Source organism: Streptomyces sp. NPDC028907, assembly GCF_055564995.1.
This window is the reverse complement of the sequence record NZ_JBVHVE010000005.1, coordinates 162,149-179,272: the sequence shown is the minus strand read 5'-3', so window position 1 is coordinate 179,272 and position 17,124 is coordinate 162,149. Positions and strand designations below refer to the sequence as shown.

At 72.6% G+C, this 17,124-nt stretch carries 15 protein-coding genes, 3 pseudogenes and 1 riboswitch; of the genes and pseudogenes, 14 read left to right on the top strand and 4 right to left on the bottom strand.

Translation table 11 applies throughout. The features are described 5' to 3' along the window. Nucleotides 1–17: 17 nt before the first annotated feature. Nucleotides 18–224: pseudogene (locus tag ACZ4UU_RS16790) on the bottom strand (helix-turn-helix domain-containing protein); the annotation flags it as partial. A gap of 208 nt (nt 225–432) precedes the next feature. Here ACZ4UU_RS16790 and ACZ4UU_RS16785 point away from each other — a divergent pair. From ACZ4UU_RS16785 to ACZ4UU_RS16765, 5 genes are all read left to right on the top strand, one after another. Continuing rightward, nucleotides 433–891 (top strand): peptidase inhibitor family I36 protein, encoded by a 459-nt coding sequence (locus ACZ4UU_RS16785; protein WP_468040521.1) that lies wholly within the window; start codon nt 433–435, stop codon nt 889–891. A 181-nt stretch (nt 892–1,072) separates the two neighbouring features. Continuing rightward, a complete protein-coding gene (locus tag ACZ4UU_RS16780) occupies nt 1,073–3,253 on the top strand; it encodes a hypothetical protein (protein WP_468040519.1) in 2,181 nt (726 codons plus the stop codon). Beyond that, nucleotides 3,250–4,218: an AAA family ATPase gene (locus ACZ4UU_RS16775; RefSeq protein WP_468040517.1), complete on the top strand. Its 969-nt coding sequence runs from the start codon at nt 3,250–3,252 to the stop codon at nt 4,216–4,218. The genes ACZ4UU_RS16780 and ACZ4UU_RS16775 overlap by 4 nt, the downstream gene beginning before the upstream one ends. Further along, on the top strand, nt 4,218–5,387 hold the full coding sequence (locus ACZ4UU_RS16770; RefSeq protein WP_468040515.1) for a DUF58 domain-containing protein: 1,170 nt from the start codon (nt 4,218–4,220) through the stop codon (nt 5,385–5,387). The genes ACZ4UU_RS16775 and ACZ4UU_RS16770 overlap by 1 nt, the downstream gene beginning before the upstream one ends. Then, nucleotides 5,384–7,723 (top strand): transglutaminase TgpA family protein, encoded by a 2,340-nt coding sequence (locus tag ACZ4UU_RS16765; RefSeq protein ID WP_468040513.1) that lies wholly within the window; start codon nt 5,384–5,386, stop codon nt 7,721–7,723. Before ACZ4UU_RS16770 ends, ACZ4UU_RS16765 begins: the two co-directional genes overlap by 4 nt. Nucleotides 7,724–7,733: 10 nt before the next feature. Here the strand turns inward: ACZ4UU_RS16765 and ACZ4UU_RS16760 are convergent, their stop codons facing one another. Next, nucleotides 7,734–8,642, bottom strand: coding sequence for a LysR family transcriptional regulator (locus ACZ4UU_RS16760; RefSeq protein WP_468040511.1), 909 nt, complete (start codon nt 8,640–8,642; stop codon nt 7,734–7,736). 73 nt (nt 8,643–8,715) lie between these two features. Between ACZ4UU_RS16760 and ACZ4UU_RS16755 the strand changes: the two genes are divergently transcribed. The 7 genes and pseudogenes from ACZ4UU_RS16755 to ACZ4UU_RS16725 form a co-directional block, all read left to right on the top strand. After that, nucleotides 8,716–9,105: a RidA family protein gene (locus tag ACZ4UU_RS16755; protein WP_468040509.1), complete on the top strand. Its 390-nt coding sequence runs from the start codon at nt 8,716–8,718 to the stop codon at nt 9,103–9,105. Between the two features lie 50 nt (nt 9,106–9,155). Then, nucleotides 9,156–9,341, top strand: a riboswitch (cobalamin riboswitch). Between the two features lie 30 nt (nt 9,342–9,371). Beyond that, nucleotides 9,372–10,073, top strand: coding sequence for an energy-coupling factor ABC transporter permease (locus ACZ4UU_RS16750; RefSeq protein WP_468040508.1), 702 nt, complete (start codon nt 9,372–9,374; stop codon nt 10,071–10,073). Next, complete coding sequence (locus tag ACZ4UU_RS16745; RefSeq protein ID WP_468040506.1) at nt 10,070–10,447, top strand: energy-coupling factor ABC transporter substrate-binding protein; 378 nt, start codon at nt 10,070–10,072, stop codon at nt 10,445–10,447. The genes ACZ4UU_RS16750 and ACZ4UU_RS16745 overlap by 4 nt, the downstream gene beginning before the upstream one ends. 6 nt (nt 10,448–10,453) lie before the next feature. Continuing rightward, the gene (gene cbiQ / locus ACZ4UU_RS16740) at nt 10,454–11,203 is read left to right on the top strand and encodes a cobalt ECF transporter T component CbiQ (protein WP_468040504.1); all 750 of its coding nucleotides are present in this window, start codon (nt 10,454–10,456) and stop codon (nt 11,201–11,203) included. After that, complete coding sequence (locus ACZ4UU_RS16735) at nt 11,200–12,054, top strand: ATP-binding cassette domain-containing protein (protein ID WP_468040502.1); 855 nt, start codon at nt 11,200–11,202, stop codon at nt 12,052–12,054. Before cbiQ ends, ACZ4UU_RS16735 begins: the two co-directional genes overlap by 4 nt. Nucleotides 12,055–12,167: 113 nt before the next feature. Continuing rightward, nucleotides 12,168–13,664: an APC family permease gene (locus ACZ4UU_RS16730; protein ID WP_468040501.1), complete on the top strand. Its 1,497-nt coding sequence runs from the start codon at nt 12,168–12,170 to the stop codon at nt 13,662–13,664. Then, a pseudogene (locus tag ACZ4UU_RS16725) lies at nt 13,648–13,887 on the top strand (universal stress protein); the annotation flags it as partial. The gene ACZ4UU_RS16730 and the pseudogene ACZ4UU_RS16725, both read left to right, overlap by 17 nt. 34 nt (nt 13,888–13,921) lie before the next feature. Here the strand turns inward: ACZ4UU_RS16725 and ACZ4UU_RS16720 are convergent. Both ACZ4UU_RS16720 and ACZ4UU_RS16715 read right to left on the bottom strand, forming a co-directional pair. Continuing rightward, nucleotides 13,922–14,150: pseudogene (locus ACZ4UU_RS16720) on the bottom strand (FAD-binding dehydrogenase); the annotation flags it as partial. A 27-nt stretch (nt 14,151–14,177) separates the two neighbouring features. Further along, nucleotides 14,178–15,227 (bottom strand): heme/hemin ABC transporter substrate-binding protein, encoded by a 1,050-nt coding sequence (locus tag ACZ4UU_RS16715; protein WP_468040500.1) that lies wholly within the window; start codon nt 15,225–15,227, stop codon nt 14,178–14,180. A gap of 84 nt (nt 15,228–15,311) precedes the next feature. Between ACZ4UU_RS16715 and ACZ4UU_RS16710 the strand changes: the two genes are divergently transcribed. Together ACZ4UU_RS16710 and ACZ4UU_RS16705 are read left to right on the top strand one after the other, a co-directional pair. After that, nucleotides 15,312–16,082 carry a hypothetical protein gene (locus ACZ4UU_RS16710; protein ID WP_468040498.1) on the top strand — a complete coding sequence of 257 codons (771 nt, stop codon included), beginning with the start codon at nt 15,312–15,314 and terminating at the stop codon, nt 16,080–16,082. Between the two features lie 37 nt (nt 16,083–16,119). Then, nucleotides 16,120–17,067: an HtaA domain-containing protein gene (locus tag ACZ4UU_RS16705; protein WP_468040496.1), complete on the top strand. Its 948-nt coding sequence runs from the start codon at nt 16,120–16,122 to the stop codon at nt 17,065–17,067. Nucleotides 17,068–17,124: the final 57 nt, after the last annotated feature.

The window sequence follows — 17,124 nt, the reverse complement described above, 5'->3', positions numbered from 1 at the left end:
CGGTGTAATCGGCGCAGTTCCTCCGGTGACGCCCCGCAGGCCGTGGCGAAGCGATGGGCCGACCCGTAGTCCTGCGGGACGTGCGACCCGGAGCAGTACCGGTGCAGGGTGGACCTGCCTATGCGGGTCCTGCGGGCCAGCGCCTCATAGCTGAGGTCGGCCCGTTCCTTGAGCGCCCGTAGACAGGCCGCGAACTCGTCGAACTCCGCGGGCTGCGATCCCATTCGGTCTTCCCCCTCGGCGCACACCGTCGTACCGCGCCGTCCCACTGTCCCACCGGTGTCCCAGCGGGCCGACTGAAGTGCAAGGCCATCACATGTCTCCGCGTCCCAGCATCCCATCGGGCAGTGATCCGTTGCCAGGCGCCGAAACGCCCTGCCAGCGTCGGCGTGGCCACGACCGGCACGACAACATGACCAAGGAGAAACCGTCATGCGGACCAAAATCGCCTCCGCGCTGGCAACCGTAGGGCTCGCCGCCGCGACGCTGACCGCGCTGCCCGGCGCCGCGCATGCGAACCCCGAGTGGTATTCGACACCGGCCGCCGCGCCGTCGACGCGGGTCCAGGCGGCCCCGGACGGCTTCCTCCACGTGTGGGAGCACCAGAAGAAGGGCGGCCTGCACTGCAAGTGGGAGGGACCCGCCTCCAACTGGGACGACTGCAACGGCATGCGCAACGAGGCGAGTTCCGTCTTCAACAACGGCAAGACGCACGACGTCTGGCTCTACTACGGCCCCGGCCAGACAGGCGCCCACTTCTGCCTCGACAGGGGCAGGTACCTGGAGAACATCGTCCACTACCGCTTCCCGAACAACGGAGGCACCGAGGGCGGCAACGGCCAGTCCCTGAACGACAACATCGCGTCCCACAAGTGGGTCGCCAACTGCTGAGCCACCTCACCTGATCACTCGGCCGCCGCTCCCACGAAACGGCGGCCGAGTGGCGTGTGTTGCCGCTGACACCTCTGCGTTCCGTCAACTAACCTTCGACCACGCAGCGTTGGCTATCGGCATGGGGGAGCGAGCAAGGATGCCGAGGAAGACCAGTAGGCCAGGCTCACGTGGCACGGCAGTGATCGCCGCCGTCCGCGCCAAACTGCGCCCGACCGGCAACCATGTCACCGGCTACCTGGCGGTCTGCGCGGCCGGCACGCTCATCGGCACCTCGCTCGTCGTCGGGGCCGGCGCCTCCGGCACCCGGCCGAAGCTCGCGGATGTCGGTGCCTGGCTGGCCAGTAGCGCGAAGGGCGAGGTCGTACACGCGCACGGGCTGACCGGCGAGGTGGACGGCAAGGCCGCGCTGCCGGCCGGGACGGCGGGCCACCCGGTCTCGGTCGCGCAGGACGGCCGGACCACGCTGGTGCTGGACGAACGGACCGGCCGGGTCACCAGGATCGACGCCGCGCAGCTCACCGCCGCGCAGTCGGCTGACTACGGTGCGGCGGGGCTTCAGCTCGTCTCCGGCGGTGCGTACGCGTATGTCGTCGACCCCGCGCGGGGCACCGTCCAGCGGATCGACCCGGCGCTGACGACGGCCGAGAACCCGGCCGTGCAGTTGGGCGGGAAGCCGGGAGCCGCCGTGGTGGACGGGGAGGGCACTCTGTGGGTGCCGCTGCCGGAGTCCGGCACGGTGGTGCCGTTCGTCGAGGGCATCAAGGGCGCCGCCGTCCAGGTCGCCGACCCGGGCCACGCTCTGACGCTGACCGTGGCCGGCGGCCGTCCCGTGGTGACCGACGGGACCGCCGCGTCGACGAAGGTGCTGTCGGTCACGGGTGTGCGGGGCGCCTTCGATCTCGGCGGCGCGTTCGCCGGGGCTGACCCGGCGGACGTTCTGGTGCCCGCGGGCACCGAGGGCTCCGCGGTGCCGTTGCTGGCCGCCGGTACCGGGGACCTGGTCGTGGTGGACGTCCACAGCAGGCACACCATGCGCGTCCGCGTACCGACGGAAGGCCATGCGCTGGGGGCGCCCCAACTGCTCGGCGGGCGGGCCTACCTGCCCGACGAGTCCACCGGCAGGCTGCTGGTGTACGACACGTCGGCGTCCGCGCTCGCCGAACCGATACCGATCACCGACGGGCCCGGTGAGCTCGAACTCTTCGTACAGGACGGCCTGTTGTGGGTGAACGACCCGGACGGCGCCGCCGCCGCGGTGATCGACGCCGACGGCGAGGTCAGACGGATCGGCAAGTACGGGACACAGGCCCCGTCGGCGCGCAAACCCGGGGACGAGCCGGTGGAGGACGGTGTCCCGACGGGCGTCCCGGTCGGGCAGGTTCCACCAAGTGCCTCTGTCCCGGGCGGAACAGCTCCCGGGTCGGGCGCGCCCTCCGTCGGTTCCTCCGGTGGCCCGTCCACAGGGGCGTCCGGGTCGCCCGGGCCGACACCTCCGGCACCCGAGCCCGGGGCTCCGGGTGCACCGCAGGCGGAGTCGCGGTCGGGCGCCATCCGCATCACCTTCGCCGAGGCGCTGGGCGCGACGCCGCAGCGCTATGTCCTCAAGGGGGCGGCGCGGGACCAGACCGTCACCCCGGACGCGGTCGGGCCTGACGGCCCGTTCGTCTTCGAGGTCAGCGGCGGGTCGTGTGAGGAGCAGTACAGCTTCACGGTGGTGGCGGAGCACGGCAGGGGAAGGCACGACGAAGAGTCCGCGCCGTCGGCGTTCGCGCGGCCGTGCATCGCGCCGGGGGCACCGCAGAACGTCGACTTCACTCCGGCCCGACGCGGGCACGGCGGTACGGTGACCTGGCAGCGGCCGCAGGGTGCCAGTGGCTCGGTGACGTACACGGTCAAGGGGACCGGCGGGACAGCCGAGACCACCGAACTCAGTCACACGTACGGGAACATGAGGAACAGCACCATCACCAGGGTGACGGTGGTGGCGCGCAACGCCGCCGGATCGGGTACGGCGGCGTCCGGGGAGATCGACCTGACGCCGCCCTCTCAGCAGATGAAGATCGTGAACAACTCCGCCAACGACGTCTCCGTCGGGATCCGCTCACTACCCACCACCACCGGGAGCGGTCGGCCGGGCGAGATGCCCGGCGGGCGAGACGACCTGGTCACCACCGTCCACTGCACGACGGAAGGCGAGGAACACACGTACGACCACCCGGAGCCCGAACCCGATGAGGTAACCAAGGTCTGGGCCTACCACACCTTCCACAGCCCCGTCACCAACAAGGACATCATCGGATACACCTCTGACCTCTTCGTGCACGCCCGCTACAACCGCGACATCTGGGAATGCGAATGACCTCTCCCCCCACCGAGGCCACTGAGCGCTTCGCCCACCTCTTCCACACCCTCGCCGACAACATAGAACGCGTCGTCAAGGGCAAGCGCGACACCATCGAACTCGCCCTGACCTGCCTCTTCTCCGAAGGCCACCTCCTCATAGAAGACGTCCCCGGCACCGGCAAGACCACCCTCGCCCGTTGCCTCGCCGCCTCCATCGAGGCCGACTTCGCCCGGGTGCAGTTCACACCGGACCTGTTGCCCTCCGACATCACGGGCGTCACCGTCTACCGGCAGAACACCGGCGAGTTCGAGTTCCTCCCCGGCCCGGTCTTCGCCAACATCGTGCTCGGCGACGAGATCAACCGGGCCTCCCCCAAGACACAGTCGGCGCTGCTGGAGGTGATGGAGGAGCGCCGGGTCACCGCGGACGGCACGACGCACCCGGTGCCGCGCCCGTTCATGGTGCTGGCGACACAGAACTCGGTGGACATGGGCGGCACTTACCCGCTGCCGGAAGCCCAGCTCGACCGCTTCCTGATGCGGATCACCGTCGGCTACCCCGACCACACCTCCGAGGTCGCGGTGCTCAAGGAAACGGGCGCCGACCCCGACTCGCTGACCCCGGTGGCCACCGCACAGGAGATCGCGGAACTGATAGCGGTGGCGGCGGCCGAGGCGCAGGTGGCCGACGCGCTGTACGACTACATCGTGCGGGTGGTGACGGCGACCCGTACCCATCCCGACGTACGCCTCGGCGCCTCGCCGCGCGGCTCCGTCGCCCTGCTGCGCGCGGTGCGGGTGCGGGCGGCCTCGCAGTCCCGGCCGTACGCGTTCCCGGAGGACGTGAAGGCGCTGGCCGGACCCGTTCTCGCGCATCGGCTGATCCTCACGCCGGAGGCCGAGCTGAGCGGCCGAAGCGGCGCGGACGTGATCGAAGAGGTGTTGGCCACGGTGGAGTTGAACAGCGGGGCACGCCTCTGATGCTGTCGGGCACCGGGTGGGGCACGCTGGCCGGGGGCGCCGTACTGACCGGCGTCGGCTATGCGTTCGGATACGGCGAGCTCGCGGCGCTCGGCGCGACCTGTCTGCTCTCGGTCGCGGTCGCCGTCCTGTGGGCGCTGCCCGCGCCCTGGCTGGGCGCCGAGCGGCGGATCGCGCCGGGCCGGGTCAGCCGGGGCGATCCCGCCGAGGGCGTCGTCGTCCTCACCAACACCGGGGGCCGCACCCGACGGGGCCTGCGTGCCGTCGACCGGTGCGGTGACCGGGACATCCCCGTCGACGTGCCGCCGCTGCGGCCGGGCGCGACCCACGAGCTGCGGTACGCGCTGCCCACGGCCCGTCGCGGCCCCGTCCCGGTGGGCCCGCTGCGGCTGGAACGCACCGACCCGCTCGGGCTCGCCCGCCGTATGCGCCCGTACGGTGCCGAGGACACGCTGCTCGTACGGCCCCGGATCTGCCCGCTGCCCGTGCTGCCGTCGGGGCGGGCGCACCATGTGGAGGGACCGGCCTCCGACGCGGCCGACGACGGCTCGCTGACCTTCCACGCACTGCGCGAGTACGTGCTCGGCGACGATCTGCGCCGGGTCCACTGGCGGTCGACAGCCCGCACCGGCACGCTGATGGTCCGCCAGATGGTCGACGTATCGCTCCCGCACACCACGCTCGTGCTCGACGGCCGTCGTCGTGCCCATGTCTCGGAGGACGACTTCGAACTGGCCGTGGACTGCGCGGCCTCCGTCGCGTACGCGGCCGCCCGCTCCCACTTTCCCGTGCACCTGGTCGGCGAGGCGGGGCCGCTGCTGGACACCGACGGCTCGGGCGACGACGGCGAGGCGCTGCTGGACGCGCTGGCCGTGGTGCGCCGCTCGGACCTGACGTCCATGGCCGCCGCATTCGAAGGCCGCCTGGGCAACGGCCAGGGGAACAACGGCACGCTGGTCGTCGTCACCGGCACGGGCGACACCCGGGGGCTCGGCGCCGTCGACGGGGTACGGGGCCGCTTCGACCGGGTGACGGTGGTGCGCGCCGGCGCCGACGCGCGGAGCACGCGCGACGGATCCGGGTCCGGCCCTGGCTCGGACGTACCGCAGTTGCGCGTCGCCTCGCTGGACGAACTGCTCGCCGGATGGCGCCGGGAGGCCGTGCGATGAGTGCCACGGCCCCGGTGGCCGTCCCGTCGCTCCAGGGCGACATACCCGAACGGACCGGCGGTCTCGCCAAAGGACCTGAGCCGGAGCCGGACCGGGCGCTACGGCTGTGGTCGCTGCTGCCCGTGGCCGCGCTGTCCACCGCCTCGGGGTACGGGTTCGCCCGGGCGTTCCCGCCGTCCCAGCTGCTTCCGGTGCTGGCGGTGGCCGTGCTGGCCCCGGTCGTTCTGTCCGCGGTGCTGTCGGGCCTGCTGCGCCGTCGCCCCACCCGCGAGGGACGCGCGAGCCGCCCCACCCTGCCGCTGTGGCCGTCCGCGCTGCTGACCGTCGTCGCCTGGGCCGTCGTCGTCAGCGCGACGCTCTTCCACGAGGTGAGCGACGGTCTGCCCGGCGCGGCCGCACTGCGCGCCGCGTGGTCCGCGCTGCTCGACGCACCCCACGCGCTGCTCTCCACCATCCTGCCCGCGCCCGGCGACCCGGAGTTGCTGGTGCTGCCGCACGCCGTCGTCTGGGCGGCCACCGCCGTCGCCGCGGAACTCGCCCTGCGGACCCGCGCCCCGCTGCTCCCCGCCCTCCCCGCGGTCCTCGCCTTCGGTTTCCCGCTGGTGCTCGGCGCGGACGGCCCGGGCTCGTCGTACCCGGCGGCGGGCGCGCTGGCCGGTGCCGCCGCGCTGCTGGTGCTGGTGCGTTCACGGGTCCGGCTTCCGCTGCGGGCCATGGCGCTCCGGCTGCCGGCCGTGGCCGCGCTCGGCGGTGTCGCGGCGCTGCTGGGCCCGCACCTTCCCGGTCTCGGCTCCCCGTACGACCTCCGGGAGACGGTCACCCCGCCTACCGAACGGCCGCAGTCCGTCAGCCCGTTGGACCAGGTCGCGGCCTGGCTGCGCAACGGCGACGAGGAGGTATTCACCGTACGGACCTCGGGTGCTGCCCCCGGCAACTACCGGCTGGCGGTCCTCGACCGGTACGACGGGACGACGTGGACCAGCAGCGCCGGGCTGACCCGTACCGGTGGCCGGGTCCCGGAGGAGAAGGGCACCGACCCGGACGCGGCAGGGCGGACCAGGACACTCGAACAGCGTGTCACCGTACAGTCGTTGCCCGGCATCTGGCTGCCCGCCGCCGACCGGCCCTCGTCCGTGACCACGCCCGAGGGCACCTCCCTGTCCGTCGACCCGAACAGCGGGATGCTCTCCACGGGGACGGCCGTGCCGAGCGGTTTCACCTACACCGCGACCTCCCGCCTCCCCGAGTACGACGCCGACCGGCTGCGGTACGCGGCCGCCGCGCACGACCCGGCCCGGGTGAACCTTCCGGCCGTGGACGCGGCCGGGCAACCGATCCCTTCCGTACGGTCCTTCAGGACCATCGCCGAACGGGTCACCCGGGGGGCCACCCACCCCTACCAGCGGGCCGTACGCCTGGCCGAGTGGCTGCGCGCGACCTACCGGCTCGACCAGGGGGCGCTGCCCGGGCACACCTACCGGAGCCTGGAGTTCTTCCTGGCGGACGGCGGGCGCGGCACGTCCGAGCAGTTCGCCGCCTCGTTCGCGGTCCTGGCGCGCACCCTGGGCCTGCCCACCCGGGTGGCCGTGGGCTTCCGCCCGGGTACGCGGACCGGTTCGGGCACCTGGCAGGTACGGGGACGGGACGTGCTGGCCTGGCCGGAGGTGAGGTTCGCCGGGGTCGGCTGGGTGCCGTTCCAGCCGACGCCCGGCGAGGCCGCGCAGGGCGGCTCGGGCGCCGCGTCGGCGGCGGAGCCCGAGGATCGTCAGCAGGCGGACCGGGAGAGCACCAAGCCGACGCCGCCGTCGACGCCCCCGCGCACCCCCGTCGAGGCGGCCCCCGCCGCCGGGGGTGCCTCCGGCGCCGGTATGCCGCCGCTGTGGCTCACCGTCCCGCTCACGCTGCTCCTGCTCGCCACGGCCTACGTGCTGTACGCGCTGTGGCTGCCGTACAAGCGGCGCAGCAGACGGCGCAACGGGCCGGACGCACGGCACCGGGTCCTCGGGGCCTGGCAGCAGATCGAGGACCGCCTCACGGAGATCGGCCTCCCCGCCACGGGAGCGCACACGGCGCAGGAGATCGCCGCGTTCGGTGCGCGGCAGGTGGGCGGCACCGTGGGCCGGCGGCTGCCGGACCTGGCCACCCTGGTCAACGAGGTCGAGTACGCGGGCCGCAGACCCGACAGCGCGGCCGCCGAAGCCGCGTGGGCGGACTGCGACGCGCTCGAGAAGACCGTCCGGCACCGCGTCCCGCACCGCACCCGTCTGTTCCGGCTCCTGCGCTCCGCGGCTCCTCGCCGAAGGCGCGAGGGCGCGGGCCGGCCTCCCGAGCGGTGACCGGCATCGGCTAGCGCCGGTCCGGCCGATCCTGGTTGACCGCTGCCAGCAGGTGTGCGACCAGCGGGTTCGGGTCGCCCTCGCGCCAGGCGACGGCCACGCGCGTGCGGGCGTCGCCGGGCTCGATCCTGCGGAAGGCGACGCCTTTGAGGCGGATACGGCGGATGCTCGCCGGTGCCAGGGAGACGCCGAGGCCGGTCTCCACCAGGGCGCACACGGTCTGCCACTCCACGGCGTGCTGGGCGGTCCGCGGCGTGAAGCCGGCTTCGGCGCACAGGCCGGTGATCCGGTCGTACAGCCGCGGGCCGACCGCACGCGGCAGCAGTACGAAGGGCGAGTCCGCCAACTGCGCGACCCGTACGGTCCGTTGTGCGGCCAGCGGATGGGCGGACGGCAGCACGGCCACGAACGGCTCGCTGAGTACGGTTCTGAAGCCGAGCTCCGGCTGGTCGGCGGGGGGCTCGCGCAGGAGGCCGACGTCGATGGTCCCGTCGTGCAGGGCGGCGATCTGCGGCGCGGTGGTCATCTCGTGGATGTCCAGGAGTACGCCGGGGAACCGGCCCCGGAAGGTGCGCAGCAGGCCGGGCAGCACGGTCAGGGCGAGGGAGGCGGCGAAGCCGAGGCGCAGGCTGCCGGCCCGGCCGCTGCCGACGGCACGGGCCGCGGCCAGGCCGTCCGTGAGGTCGGTGAGGGCGCGCCGGGCGGCGGGCAGCAGTTCGCGGCCCGCCGGGGTGAGCGTGACGCGTCCTGGTGCTCGGTGGAACAGGGCGTGGCCGACCTTGTCCTCCAGGCGTCGGATCTGCTGGCTCAGCGGTGGCTGGGCGATGCCCAGGCGGGCGGCGGCGTGGCCGAAGTGGAGTTCCTCGGCGAGTACGACGAAGGCGTGCAGCTGTGGCAGGGGCAGTTCCGGTCGGTCCATACGCCTAGGGATATCAGGCCATGCCTCCTGCCGTATTAGACGTATCAGCGCTGGTCGACTTAGCGTGCGGCGCATGACAGAGCGACGTGCGATCCTCAGCGGCTCGACCTTCGAGGAGCAGATCGGCTATGCCCGTGCCGTGGTCGACGGCGACTGGGTGCATGTGTCCGGGACGACCGGGTTCGACTACAGCACGATGACGATCTCCGACGACGTGGGGGAGCAGGCGGAGCAGTGCCTGCGCAATATCGAGGCGGCGCTGGCCGAGGCGGGGTGCACCTTCGCCGATGTGGTGCGGGTGCGGTACCTGCTGCCCGACCGCGAGGACTTCGAGCCCTGCTGGCCGGTCCTGCGCCGCCGCTTCGGTGATGTCCGGCCGGCCGCCACGATGCTCATGTGCGGTCTCGCCGACCCTCGTATGAAGATCGAGATAGAGGTGTACGCGCGTCGGCCCCTCGCGTAGCGCCCCTTTCGCGCCCCCTGGGCGCGCTTGTCAGCCACCCTGTCCGGGCACTACTGTCACCACGCCTTGGTGAACGGGAAACCCGGTGTGATGCCGGTGCGGCCCTCGCCACTGTGAATCGGGAAGTCCGGCTCCAGCCCTCACGGGCAGCCACTGGGTCCTTCGGGACCCGGGAAGGCGGAGCACGGGCGGTGGTACCCGTAAGCCAGGAGACCGACCAAGGCGCGTCAACCATCCACGAGGTGCTGGAGAGGGTCTGCTGAGCCATGCACATAGCCGAGGGTTTCCTGCCTCCGGCGCACGCGGTCGCCTGGGGCGTCGCGTCCGCGCCCTTCGTCGTCCACGGCGTCCGTTCACTCACCCGTGAGGTCAAGGAGCACCCGGAGAGCACGCTGCTCCTCGGCGCCTCCGGAGCCTTCACGTTCGTCCTGTCCGCGCTGAAGCTGCCCTCGGTGACCGGCAGTTGCTCGCATCCCACGGGCACCGGTCTGGGTGCCATCCTGTTCCGGCCGCCGATCATGGCGGTACTGGGCACCATCACCTTGCTCTTCCAGGCGCTGCTGCTCGCGCACGGCGGTCTGACGACGCTCGGCGCCAACGTCTTCTCGATGGCGATCGTCGGCCCCTGGGCCGGGTACGCGATCTACAGGCTGCTGCGGCGCTACGACGTGCCGCTCATGGTCGCCGTGTTCTTCGGCGCCTTCCTAGCCGACCTGTCCACCTACTGCGTGACCAGCGTCCAGCTGGCCCTCGCCTTCCCCGACCCGAGCAGCGGATTCCTGGGCGCGCTCGGCAAGTTCGGCTCCATCTTCGCCGTCACCCAGATCCCCCTCGCGGTGAGCGAGGGACTGCTCACGGTGCTCGTGATGCGGCTGCTGGTGCAGTCCAGCAAGGGCGAACTGACCCGGCTGGGCGTGCTCCTGGCGAAGAAGCAGTCCCGGACCGAGACCGAGGCGGTGGCCCGATGAGCAGGAACACGAAGATCAACATTCTGCTGCTGGTCGTCGTGGCCGCCCTCGCGGTGCTGCCGCTGGCCCTCGGCCTGGGCGACCACAAGGAGGAGCCGTTCGCGGGCGCCGACGGTGAGGCGGAGTCGGCGATCACCGAGATCGAGCCGGACTACGAGCCGTGGTTCTCGCCGCTCTACGAGCCGCCGTCCGGCGAGATCGAGTCGGCCCTGTTCTCCCTCCAGGCGGCCCTCGGGGCCGGCGTCCTCGCCTACTACTTCGGTCTGCGCCGGGGACGGCGGCAGGGCGAGGAGCGGGCGCTGGAGCGGGCCGGCGGCGCGGAGAGCACGGCCGGCGCGACCGCCGCCGAGGAGTCCCCGGCCGAGAGGTCCTGACCCCTCGTGCTGCCGATCGACGCGGCGGCGCACAGCAGTCGCTGGCGCCGCCGTCACCCCGTGGACAAGGCCGTGCTCGGGCTCGGCCTCACCGTGCTCGCGATCTCCTTGCCGCCCTGGCCGGGCGCCGCGCTGGTCCTGGTCACCGCACTCGCGGTACTGCTGGGTCCGGCGGGCGTGCCCGCGCGGCGGCTGTGGCGGGCCTACCGTGTGCCGCTCGGCTTCTGTGTGACCGGCGCGCTCACCCTGCTCGTCCAGGTCGGCGGGCCGGACGGCTTCGTGTCCCTGGCCGGCGAGGGCCCGCTGCGTGCCGGGGAGTTGCTGCTGCGCACCTCGGCCGCCTCGCTGGGCGTGCTGCTGTTCGCCTTCACCACGCCGATGTCCGACCTGCTGCCCCGCCTGGTGAAGGCCGGGGTGCCCGCGCCCGTCGTCGACGTCGCCCTGGTGACGTACCGGATGAGCTTCCTGCTCCTGGACTCCGTGCGCCGTATCCGGGAGGCCCAGGCCGCGCGGCTCGGGCACACCGGCAGGGCCGCGGAGTGGCGGTCCCTGGCCGGGCTCGGGGCCACCGCCTTCGTGCGGGCCTTCGACCGGGCCGCCCGGCTCCAGGCCGGGCTCGCCGGGCGCGGCTACGACGGCACACTGCGCGTCCTGGTGCCCGAGGCCCGGGTCTCCGTCCGCTTCACGGCCGCGAGTTGCGGGCTCCTCGCAGCGCTGGCCGCCCTCACCCTCGTACTGGAAAGGGCCCTGCCATGAGCGAGCCCACCGCCCTGGTCGCCCTGCGGGGCGCGTCCTACGCCTACGAGGACGGGCCCGTCGTCCTCAGCGGCCTCGACTTCGACGTCCGCGAGGGGCGCGCGCTCGCGCTGCTCGGCCGCAACGGCAGTGGCAAGACCACGCTGATGCGGTTGCTCAGCGGTGGACTGCGCCCGCACGACGGCCGGTTGACGGTGGAGGGTGCGCCGGTCGGTTACGACCGCAAGGGCCTGACCCGGCTGCGGACGACCGTGCAGCTGGTGGTGCAGGACCCCGACGACCAGTTGTTCGCCGCGTCCGTCGCCCAGGACGTCTCCTTCGGCCCGCTGAACCTGGGCCTGCCCGACGCCGAGGTACGCGCGCGGGTCGACGAGGCGCTCACCGCCCTGGACATCACCGCGCTCGCCGACCGGCCCACGCATCTGCTGTCGTACGGGCAGCGCAAGCGCACGGCCATCGCGGGCGCCGTCGCGATGCGGCCCCGTGTGCTGATCCTCGACGAACCGACCGCCGGGCTCGACCCGGACGGTCAGGAGCGTCTCCTGGCCACCCTGGACGGCCTGCGCGCGAGCGGCACGACGGTGGTGATGGCCACGCACGACGTCGACCTGGCCCTGCGCTGGGCGGACGACGCGGCGCTGCTGACCCCGTCCGGCGTGCGCACCGGACCGGCGCCCGCCATGCTGGCCCGCACCGACCTCCTTCAGCAGGCCGGGCTGCGGCTGCCCTGGGGCATCGCGGCGGCCCAGTTCCTGCGGGCACACGGTCTGCTGGACGACGCGTCGCCGGGCCCGCGCGACGCGGAGGCACTGGCGGCCCTGGCCACGGCACCGAGCCCTGCCGAAGGCTGACCTGTGCGCGCGTTGGGCACACGGGTGATACATCCCGCGAGCGCACACCAAAGGCGCGGCGGGCCCCACGGTTCGCTGTTTCATGAGGTCACGTACGACCGAAGTGAGGCAGTATGGCCGACGCCACGGAGGACACCCGCCCGCCCGGAGGGTTGAAGGCCAACGCGATCGGGTTCGTCGACGCCCTCGTCATCGGGCTCAACTCCACCTCGCCCGCGTACTCGCTGGCCGCGGCGATCGGCCCGGTGGTGGCGCTCGTCGGTGTGTACGCCCCGGGCGTCATGCTCGCCTCGTTCGTCCCGATGCTGCTGATCGCGTCGGCGTTCTACTACCTCAACCGGGTCGACCAGGACTGCGGGACGACGTTCTCTTGGGTCACCCGGGCCATGGGCCCATGGGCCGGCTGGCTCGGCGGCTGGGCCATCACGATGACCGGGGTGCTGGTGGTCGGCTCACTCGCGGACGTCGCGGTGACGTTCGCGCTGCTCGCGTTCGGTCTCGACGGCTGGGTCGACGACGAGTTCGTGCGCGAGACGCTGACGGTGCTGCTCATCCTGGTGATGACGGCCGTGTGCGTCGTCGGCACGGAGGTGTCGGCCAAAGTGCAGAACACCCTGATCCTCGCGCAGGTCGCCTGTCTGCTCGCGTTCGCCGTGGTGGCGATCTACCGGGTCCACGCCGACACCGGTTCGCTCGACTCCGTCGATCCGGCGATCGGCTGGCTGGATCCCTTCGGGGCCGGCGGCGCCGAACTGACGGCGGGTCTGCTGTTGGGCGTGTTCGTCTACTGGGGCTGGGAGTCGGCGGTGAACCTCACCGAGGAGGTCGAGAACTCCGCCACCGCCCCCGGCGAGGCGGCGGTGTGGTCGACGGTGATCCTGCTGGTGACGTACGTGTCGGTCGCCTACGCGGTCGTCGCCTACGCCGGACCGGTGTATCTGGCCGAGAACGCCGAGGAGGAGGAGTTCATCTTCGCGCTGCTCGCCGACGAGGCCATGGGCGCCTGGGACTGGGTCGTCCTGCTGGCGGTCTCGACCTCCGGGCTCGCGTCGACGCAGACGACGATCATCCCCGCCTCGCGCACCGCGCTGTCCATGGCGCGCCGCCGCGCGCTGCCGGGGCACTTCGGGCACATCCACGCCCGGTTCCGCACCCCTGACGTGAGTACCTGGTGGGTCGCGGCCATCGCCATCGCCTGGTACCTCGTGGTGCGCCGGATCAGCGAGAACGCCCTGTTCGACTCGCTGACCGCGCTGTCGCTGCTGATCGCGTTCTACTACGCGCTCACGGGCGTGGCCTGCGCGGTGTACTACCGCCGTCATCTCACCGAGAGTGTGCACAACTTCCTGCTCATCGGCCTCGGCCCGCTGGTCGGCGCCGGGCTGCTGATCTGGCTGCTGGCCGAGTCGATCGGCGACATGTCCGACCCCGCGAACTCCTACAGCGGTGTCTCCTGGTTCGGACTCGGCCCGCCCCTGGTCATCGGCATCGGCATCACCCTCACCGGCGTGGTCCTCATGGTCGTGTGGCGCCTGATGGCACCGGCCTTCTGGGCGGCGCGCCCGGAGGTGGCCGACCCCGCCCTCGTACCCGGCCACAAGGAGTCCTGAGATGACGGTCGTTCTCGGCTACGACGAGTCCCCGGGCGCGGTCCGCGCCCAGCAGAAGCCGGCTCAGGCCCTGATCGAGGCCGCGACCCGCCACTCGGCGAGACGCATCGTGGTCGGCAGCTGGAGTGAGAGCCCGTTGCGCGGGGCCCTGCTGGGCTCCACACCCCACAAGCTGCTGCATCTGGCGCGCACGCCGGTGCTGTGCGTGCCGACCGGACCGTGAGACCTCGCTCTCAGGTGGCCATGGCCGCCGGTGCCCACGTGACGTGGAAGCGCGGCACCGAATTGCCGTGCCCGTCCGCGAGTCCGCCGCAGCGCTCGGCCCTCGGCCCACTTGCAGGCCCAGTGGTCCTGTCCCTCGGGGTCGTCGATCCCCCGGTCGAAGCCGGCCGTGCCCAGCCAGTCCTGCCAGGCCAGGTCACCGGAGTCCTTGACGCCCATCAGCCTCCGGTCTTTACCCAGGGCAGCCCAGAGGGCTGAGGGGCCACCAGATGCGGCAACTGTGAACTTTCCTCATGTCCGGTGGAGGCGGTCCACCAGGATGTCGATCACCAGCGGCGTACGCGGCCCGTATCCGAGCAGCACCCCGTCCTCCATGTCGACCACCCGGCGGTCCATCCCGGCCGGCGTCTCTCCGATCCCGGGGATCTTCACGAGGCCGTCGACACCGCCGACCGACTCCAGCCCTTTGGTCATCATCAGGATCACGTCCGGCCGGGCCCGCACCAGGGCCTCGCTGGTGATCGGCGTGAACGGCTTGTCCAGGCCTGCCTCCTCGCCCGCGTCCACGGCCCCCGCGGCCTCGATGAGCGAGTCGGCGCCCGAACCCTTGCCGCCGATCAGGTAGACGGCCGCGCTGCCGCGCATGTACAGGAAGGCGACCTTGGGCTTGCTGCCCTCGGGCACGGCGGCGCGGGCCGCGGCGAGTTCATCGCCCATGCGCCGGTTCAGGGCCTTGCCGGCCGCGGGGACGCCGAGGGCCTCGGCGACGCGGGTGGTGCGCGTGGTGACGTCGGCGAGTTCGGTGGCCGGGTCGAGGACGACGACGGGGACGCCGGCGTCGCGGATCTGGTCGATGGCCTCCGGAGGGCCGGTGTCGGTGTCGGCCAGCACGACCGTGGGCCGCAGCGACAGCACGCTCTCCGCGCTCACGTCGTGCGCCTTGGTGACCTGCGGAAGCTTCTTCGCCTCCGCGAAGGTGGCGGTGATGTCCCGGCCGACGACCCGGTCACCGAGGCCCAGCGTGAACACGATCTCCGCGACACCGCCGTTGAGCGGCAGGATGCGCGAGGCGTCCTTCACCGTCACCTTCCGGCCGTCGGATGAGTCGACGGTGACCGGCAACTTCGGGGCGGGCGGGGCGCCTTCGAGCGGGACCAGGGTGTTCCGGGCGAGTTGCTTCTCGGCCGCCGCGGCGCGCGCACTCGCGGACGCGGGCGACGCGTCGGCCGTCGAGGCCCCGTCACCCCCGCCGCCACAGGCGCCCGTGAGCAGCGCGAGCGCCAACCCGAGGACGGCGAGGGGCCGCCGGGACATCCGCACGGGTCTCCGGGATACGCGCATGGGTTTCCTGTCCTCTCTCCTGACACACAACTGAGCGATAGTTTAGGTTAGGCTTCCCTTAGTTTTCACTGTTGGGGGTGTTCCATGGCGTGGGCAAGTGGCCTGCACCGTAAGAGAGTTGCGCCGCCCCTCGGGATCGCGGGCGCTGCCGCCCTCCTGCTGTCGGGCGCCGTACCGGCCTCCGCGGCGAGCGGCTCGGCGACGGGTCCCGAGGGCCAGAGACTCACCGTCTCCAAGTCCTCGGGACTGGCCGCGGACGGCGAGACGATCACCGTGACCGGCTCCGGCTACAACACCGCCAAGGGCATCTACGTCGCCTTCTGCGTGGACAACGGAGCAGGGAAGACCCCGACGCCCTGCGTGGGCGGCGTGGACATGTCCGGTGAGTCCGGGGCGTCCTCCTGGATCTCCTCCAACCCGCCCTCGTACGGCGAGGGCCTGGCGAAACCGTACGAAGGCAGCGGCCACAAGGGCTCGTTCAGCGTGCGGCTCAAGGTCCGCGCCAAGGACGCGAACACCGACTGCACCAAGTCCGGCGTGAAATGCGCGGTCATCACGCGCAACGACCACACGCGGGGCGGCGACCAGAGCCAGACCGTCCGGGTCCCGGTGACCTTCGGCGGCGGGAGCGCGGCCACGGGCGGCGACTTTGGGGCGACGCCGACCGCGACGGCCGGTGCGAGCGCGACCGGTGGTGGCGGTGCGGCCGACACCGGCGAGCAGGCGTCCGACGGCCCGCTCGCGAGCACCGGTTCCGTCGCCCTGACGGCCGGGATCACGGCGGCGGTCCTGGTCGCGGCCGGCACCGGGACGTGGCTGTGGGCACGCAGGCGCCGCACGGCAGCCACCGGCTGATCCGCACCGCCCTCAGACTCCTCAAGGAGACGCGAAGATGACGAAGAGACCCGGTGCCGCCACCGTGACAGGCGCCGCCCTGCTCGCGTTGCTGTGCCCGGCCGCGGGGTCGGCGGTCGCGCAGGACACGGAGGTGTTCGAGCGCACGGTGTCCGACGGGCACGCGACCTGGACCACCACGGTCGGCCACGACCTGTCGATCGACGTCACCGAACCCGCCCAACGAGGATCCGGTGACCGCACCTCGTTCCCGGCCACCGGCGGCAGCAGCGACCCCGAAACCGGCGCCGTAGACGTCGAGTTGGGAGGCGCCGCCCGCCTCGTCAGGGCCGCCGGCCCGGCCCAGCCGTTGACGCTCGCCGGCCTGCGACTGCGGCTGGACGGCGCCGAGGGCATTTTGCGCGCCCGTACGGCCGTTGACGGCAGGGCACGGGAACTGGCGCTGGCGGACGTCACGGCGGGCGGCGACGGTCCCGTCGTACGGACGGGCGGGGTCACGTGGACCGGGCTGCGGGCGTCACTCACGGACGCGGGCGCGAAGCTGCTGACGCGGTGGAGCGGGGAAGCCTTCGCGCGCGGCGACGCCCTCGGCCTGCTCGACCTGACGGTCGGAACGGACACCCCGCCCTCCCCCGGCCCCACCGCCCCCGGGAAACCCCCCGCCGAAACAGCGCCACCTTCGCCGTCGCCGGACGCCGGAGCCCCGAAAGCGACGCCCGGCCCCGCAGCCGCCGTGACGGTCGACGAACTGACCGCGGGCGGCGAACAGACCGTCAACGGCACGGGGTTCGACCCCGGCGAGGTCGTACTCGTCGCGATCGACGACGACACCCGGTACCAGGCGGTGGCCGACGAGACGGGGCGGCTCTCCCGGACCTTCCCGGTGTACGCAACCGCCACCGAGGGTGTGCACACGGTCGAACTCGCCACGGTGACCGGGGAACGCGGGGCCGTCGCGGACTTCGACGTACGGGCGTCGGACTAGCGCATGCATCACCGAGTAGCGGGCGACACGGCCCGCCACTCGGCATGCCCAACTCCC

What these genes read in the sequence shown, in the direction of transcription:
- ACZ4UU_RS16750 (WP_468040508.1), top strand. Translation starts at nt 9,372, where the DNA reads ATGCACATAGCCGAGGGTTTCCTGCCTCCGGCGCACGCGGTCGCCTGG.
- ACZ4UU_RS16775 (WP_468040517.1), top strand. Translation starts at nt 3,250, where the DNA reads ATGACCTCTCCCCCCACCGAGGCCACTGAGCGCTTCGCCCACCTCTTC.
- ACZ4UU_RS16705 (WP_468040496.1), top strand. Translation starts at nt 16,120, where the DNA reads ATGACGAAGAGACCCGGTGCCGCCACCGTGACAGGCGCCGCCCTGCTC.
- ACZ4UU_RS16755 (WP_468040509.1), top strand. Translation starts at nt 8,716, where the DNA reads ATGACAGAGCGACGTGCGATCCTCAGCGGCTCGACCTTCGAGGAGCAG.
- ACZ4UU_RS16735 (WP_468040502.1), top strand. Translation starts at nt 11,200, where the DNA reads ATGAGCGAGCCCACCGCCCTGGTCGCCCTGCGGGGCGCGTCCTACGCC.
- ACZ4UU_RS16765 (WP_468040513.1), top strand. Translation starts at nt 5,384, where the DNA reads ATGAGTGCCACGGCCCCGGTGGCCGTCCCGTCGCTCCAGGGCGACATA.
- ACZ4UU_RS16715 (WP_468040500.1), bottom strand. Translation starts at nt 15,227, where the DNA reads ATGCGCGTATCCCGGAGACCCGTGCGGATGTCCCGGCGGCCCCTCGCC.
- ACZ4UU_RS16710 (WP_468040498.1), top strand. Translation starts at nt 15,312, where the DNA reads ATGGCGTGGGCAAGTGGCCTGCACCGTAAGAGAGTTGCGCCGCCCCTC.
- ACZ4UU_RS16785 (WP_468040521.1), top strand. Translation starts at nt 433, where the DNA reads ATGCGGACCAAAATCGCCTCCGCGCTGGCAACCGTAGGGCTCGCCGCC.
- ACZ4UU_RS16770 (WP_468040515.1), top strand. Translation starts at nt 4,218, where the DNA reads ATGCTGTCGGGCACCGGGTGGGGCACGCTGGCCGGGGGCGCCGTACTG.
- ACZ4UU_RS16760 (WP_468040511.1), bottom strand. Translation starts at nt 8,642, where the DNA reads ATGGACCGACCGGAACTGCCCCTGCCACAGCTGCACGCCTTCGTCGTA.
- ACZ4UU_RS16730 (WP_468040501.1), top strand. Translation starts at nt 12,168, where the DNA reads ATGGCCGACGCCACGGAGGACACCCGCCCGCCCGGAGGGTTGAAGGCC.
- ACZ4UU_RS16745 (WP_468040506.1), top strand. Translation starts at nt 10,070, where the DNA reads ATGAGCAGGAACACGAAGATCAACATTCTGCTGCTGGTCGTCGTGGCC.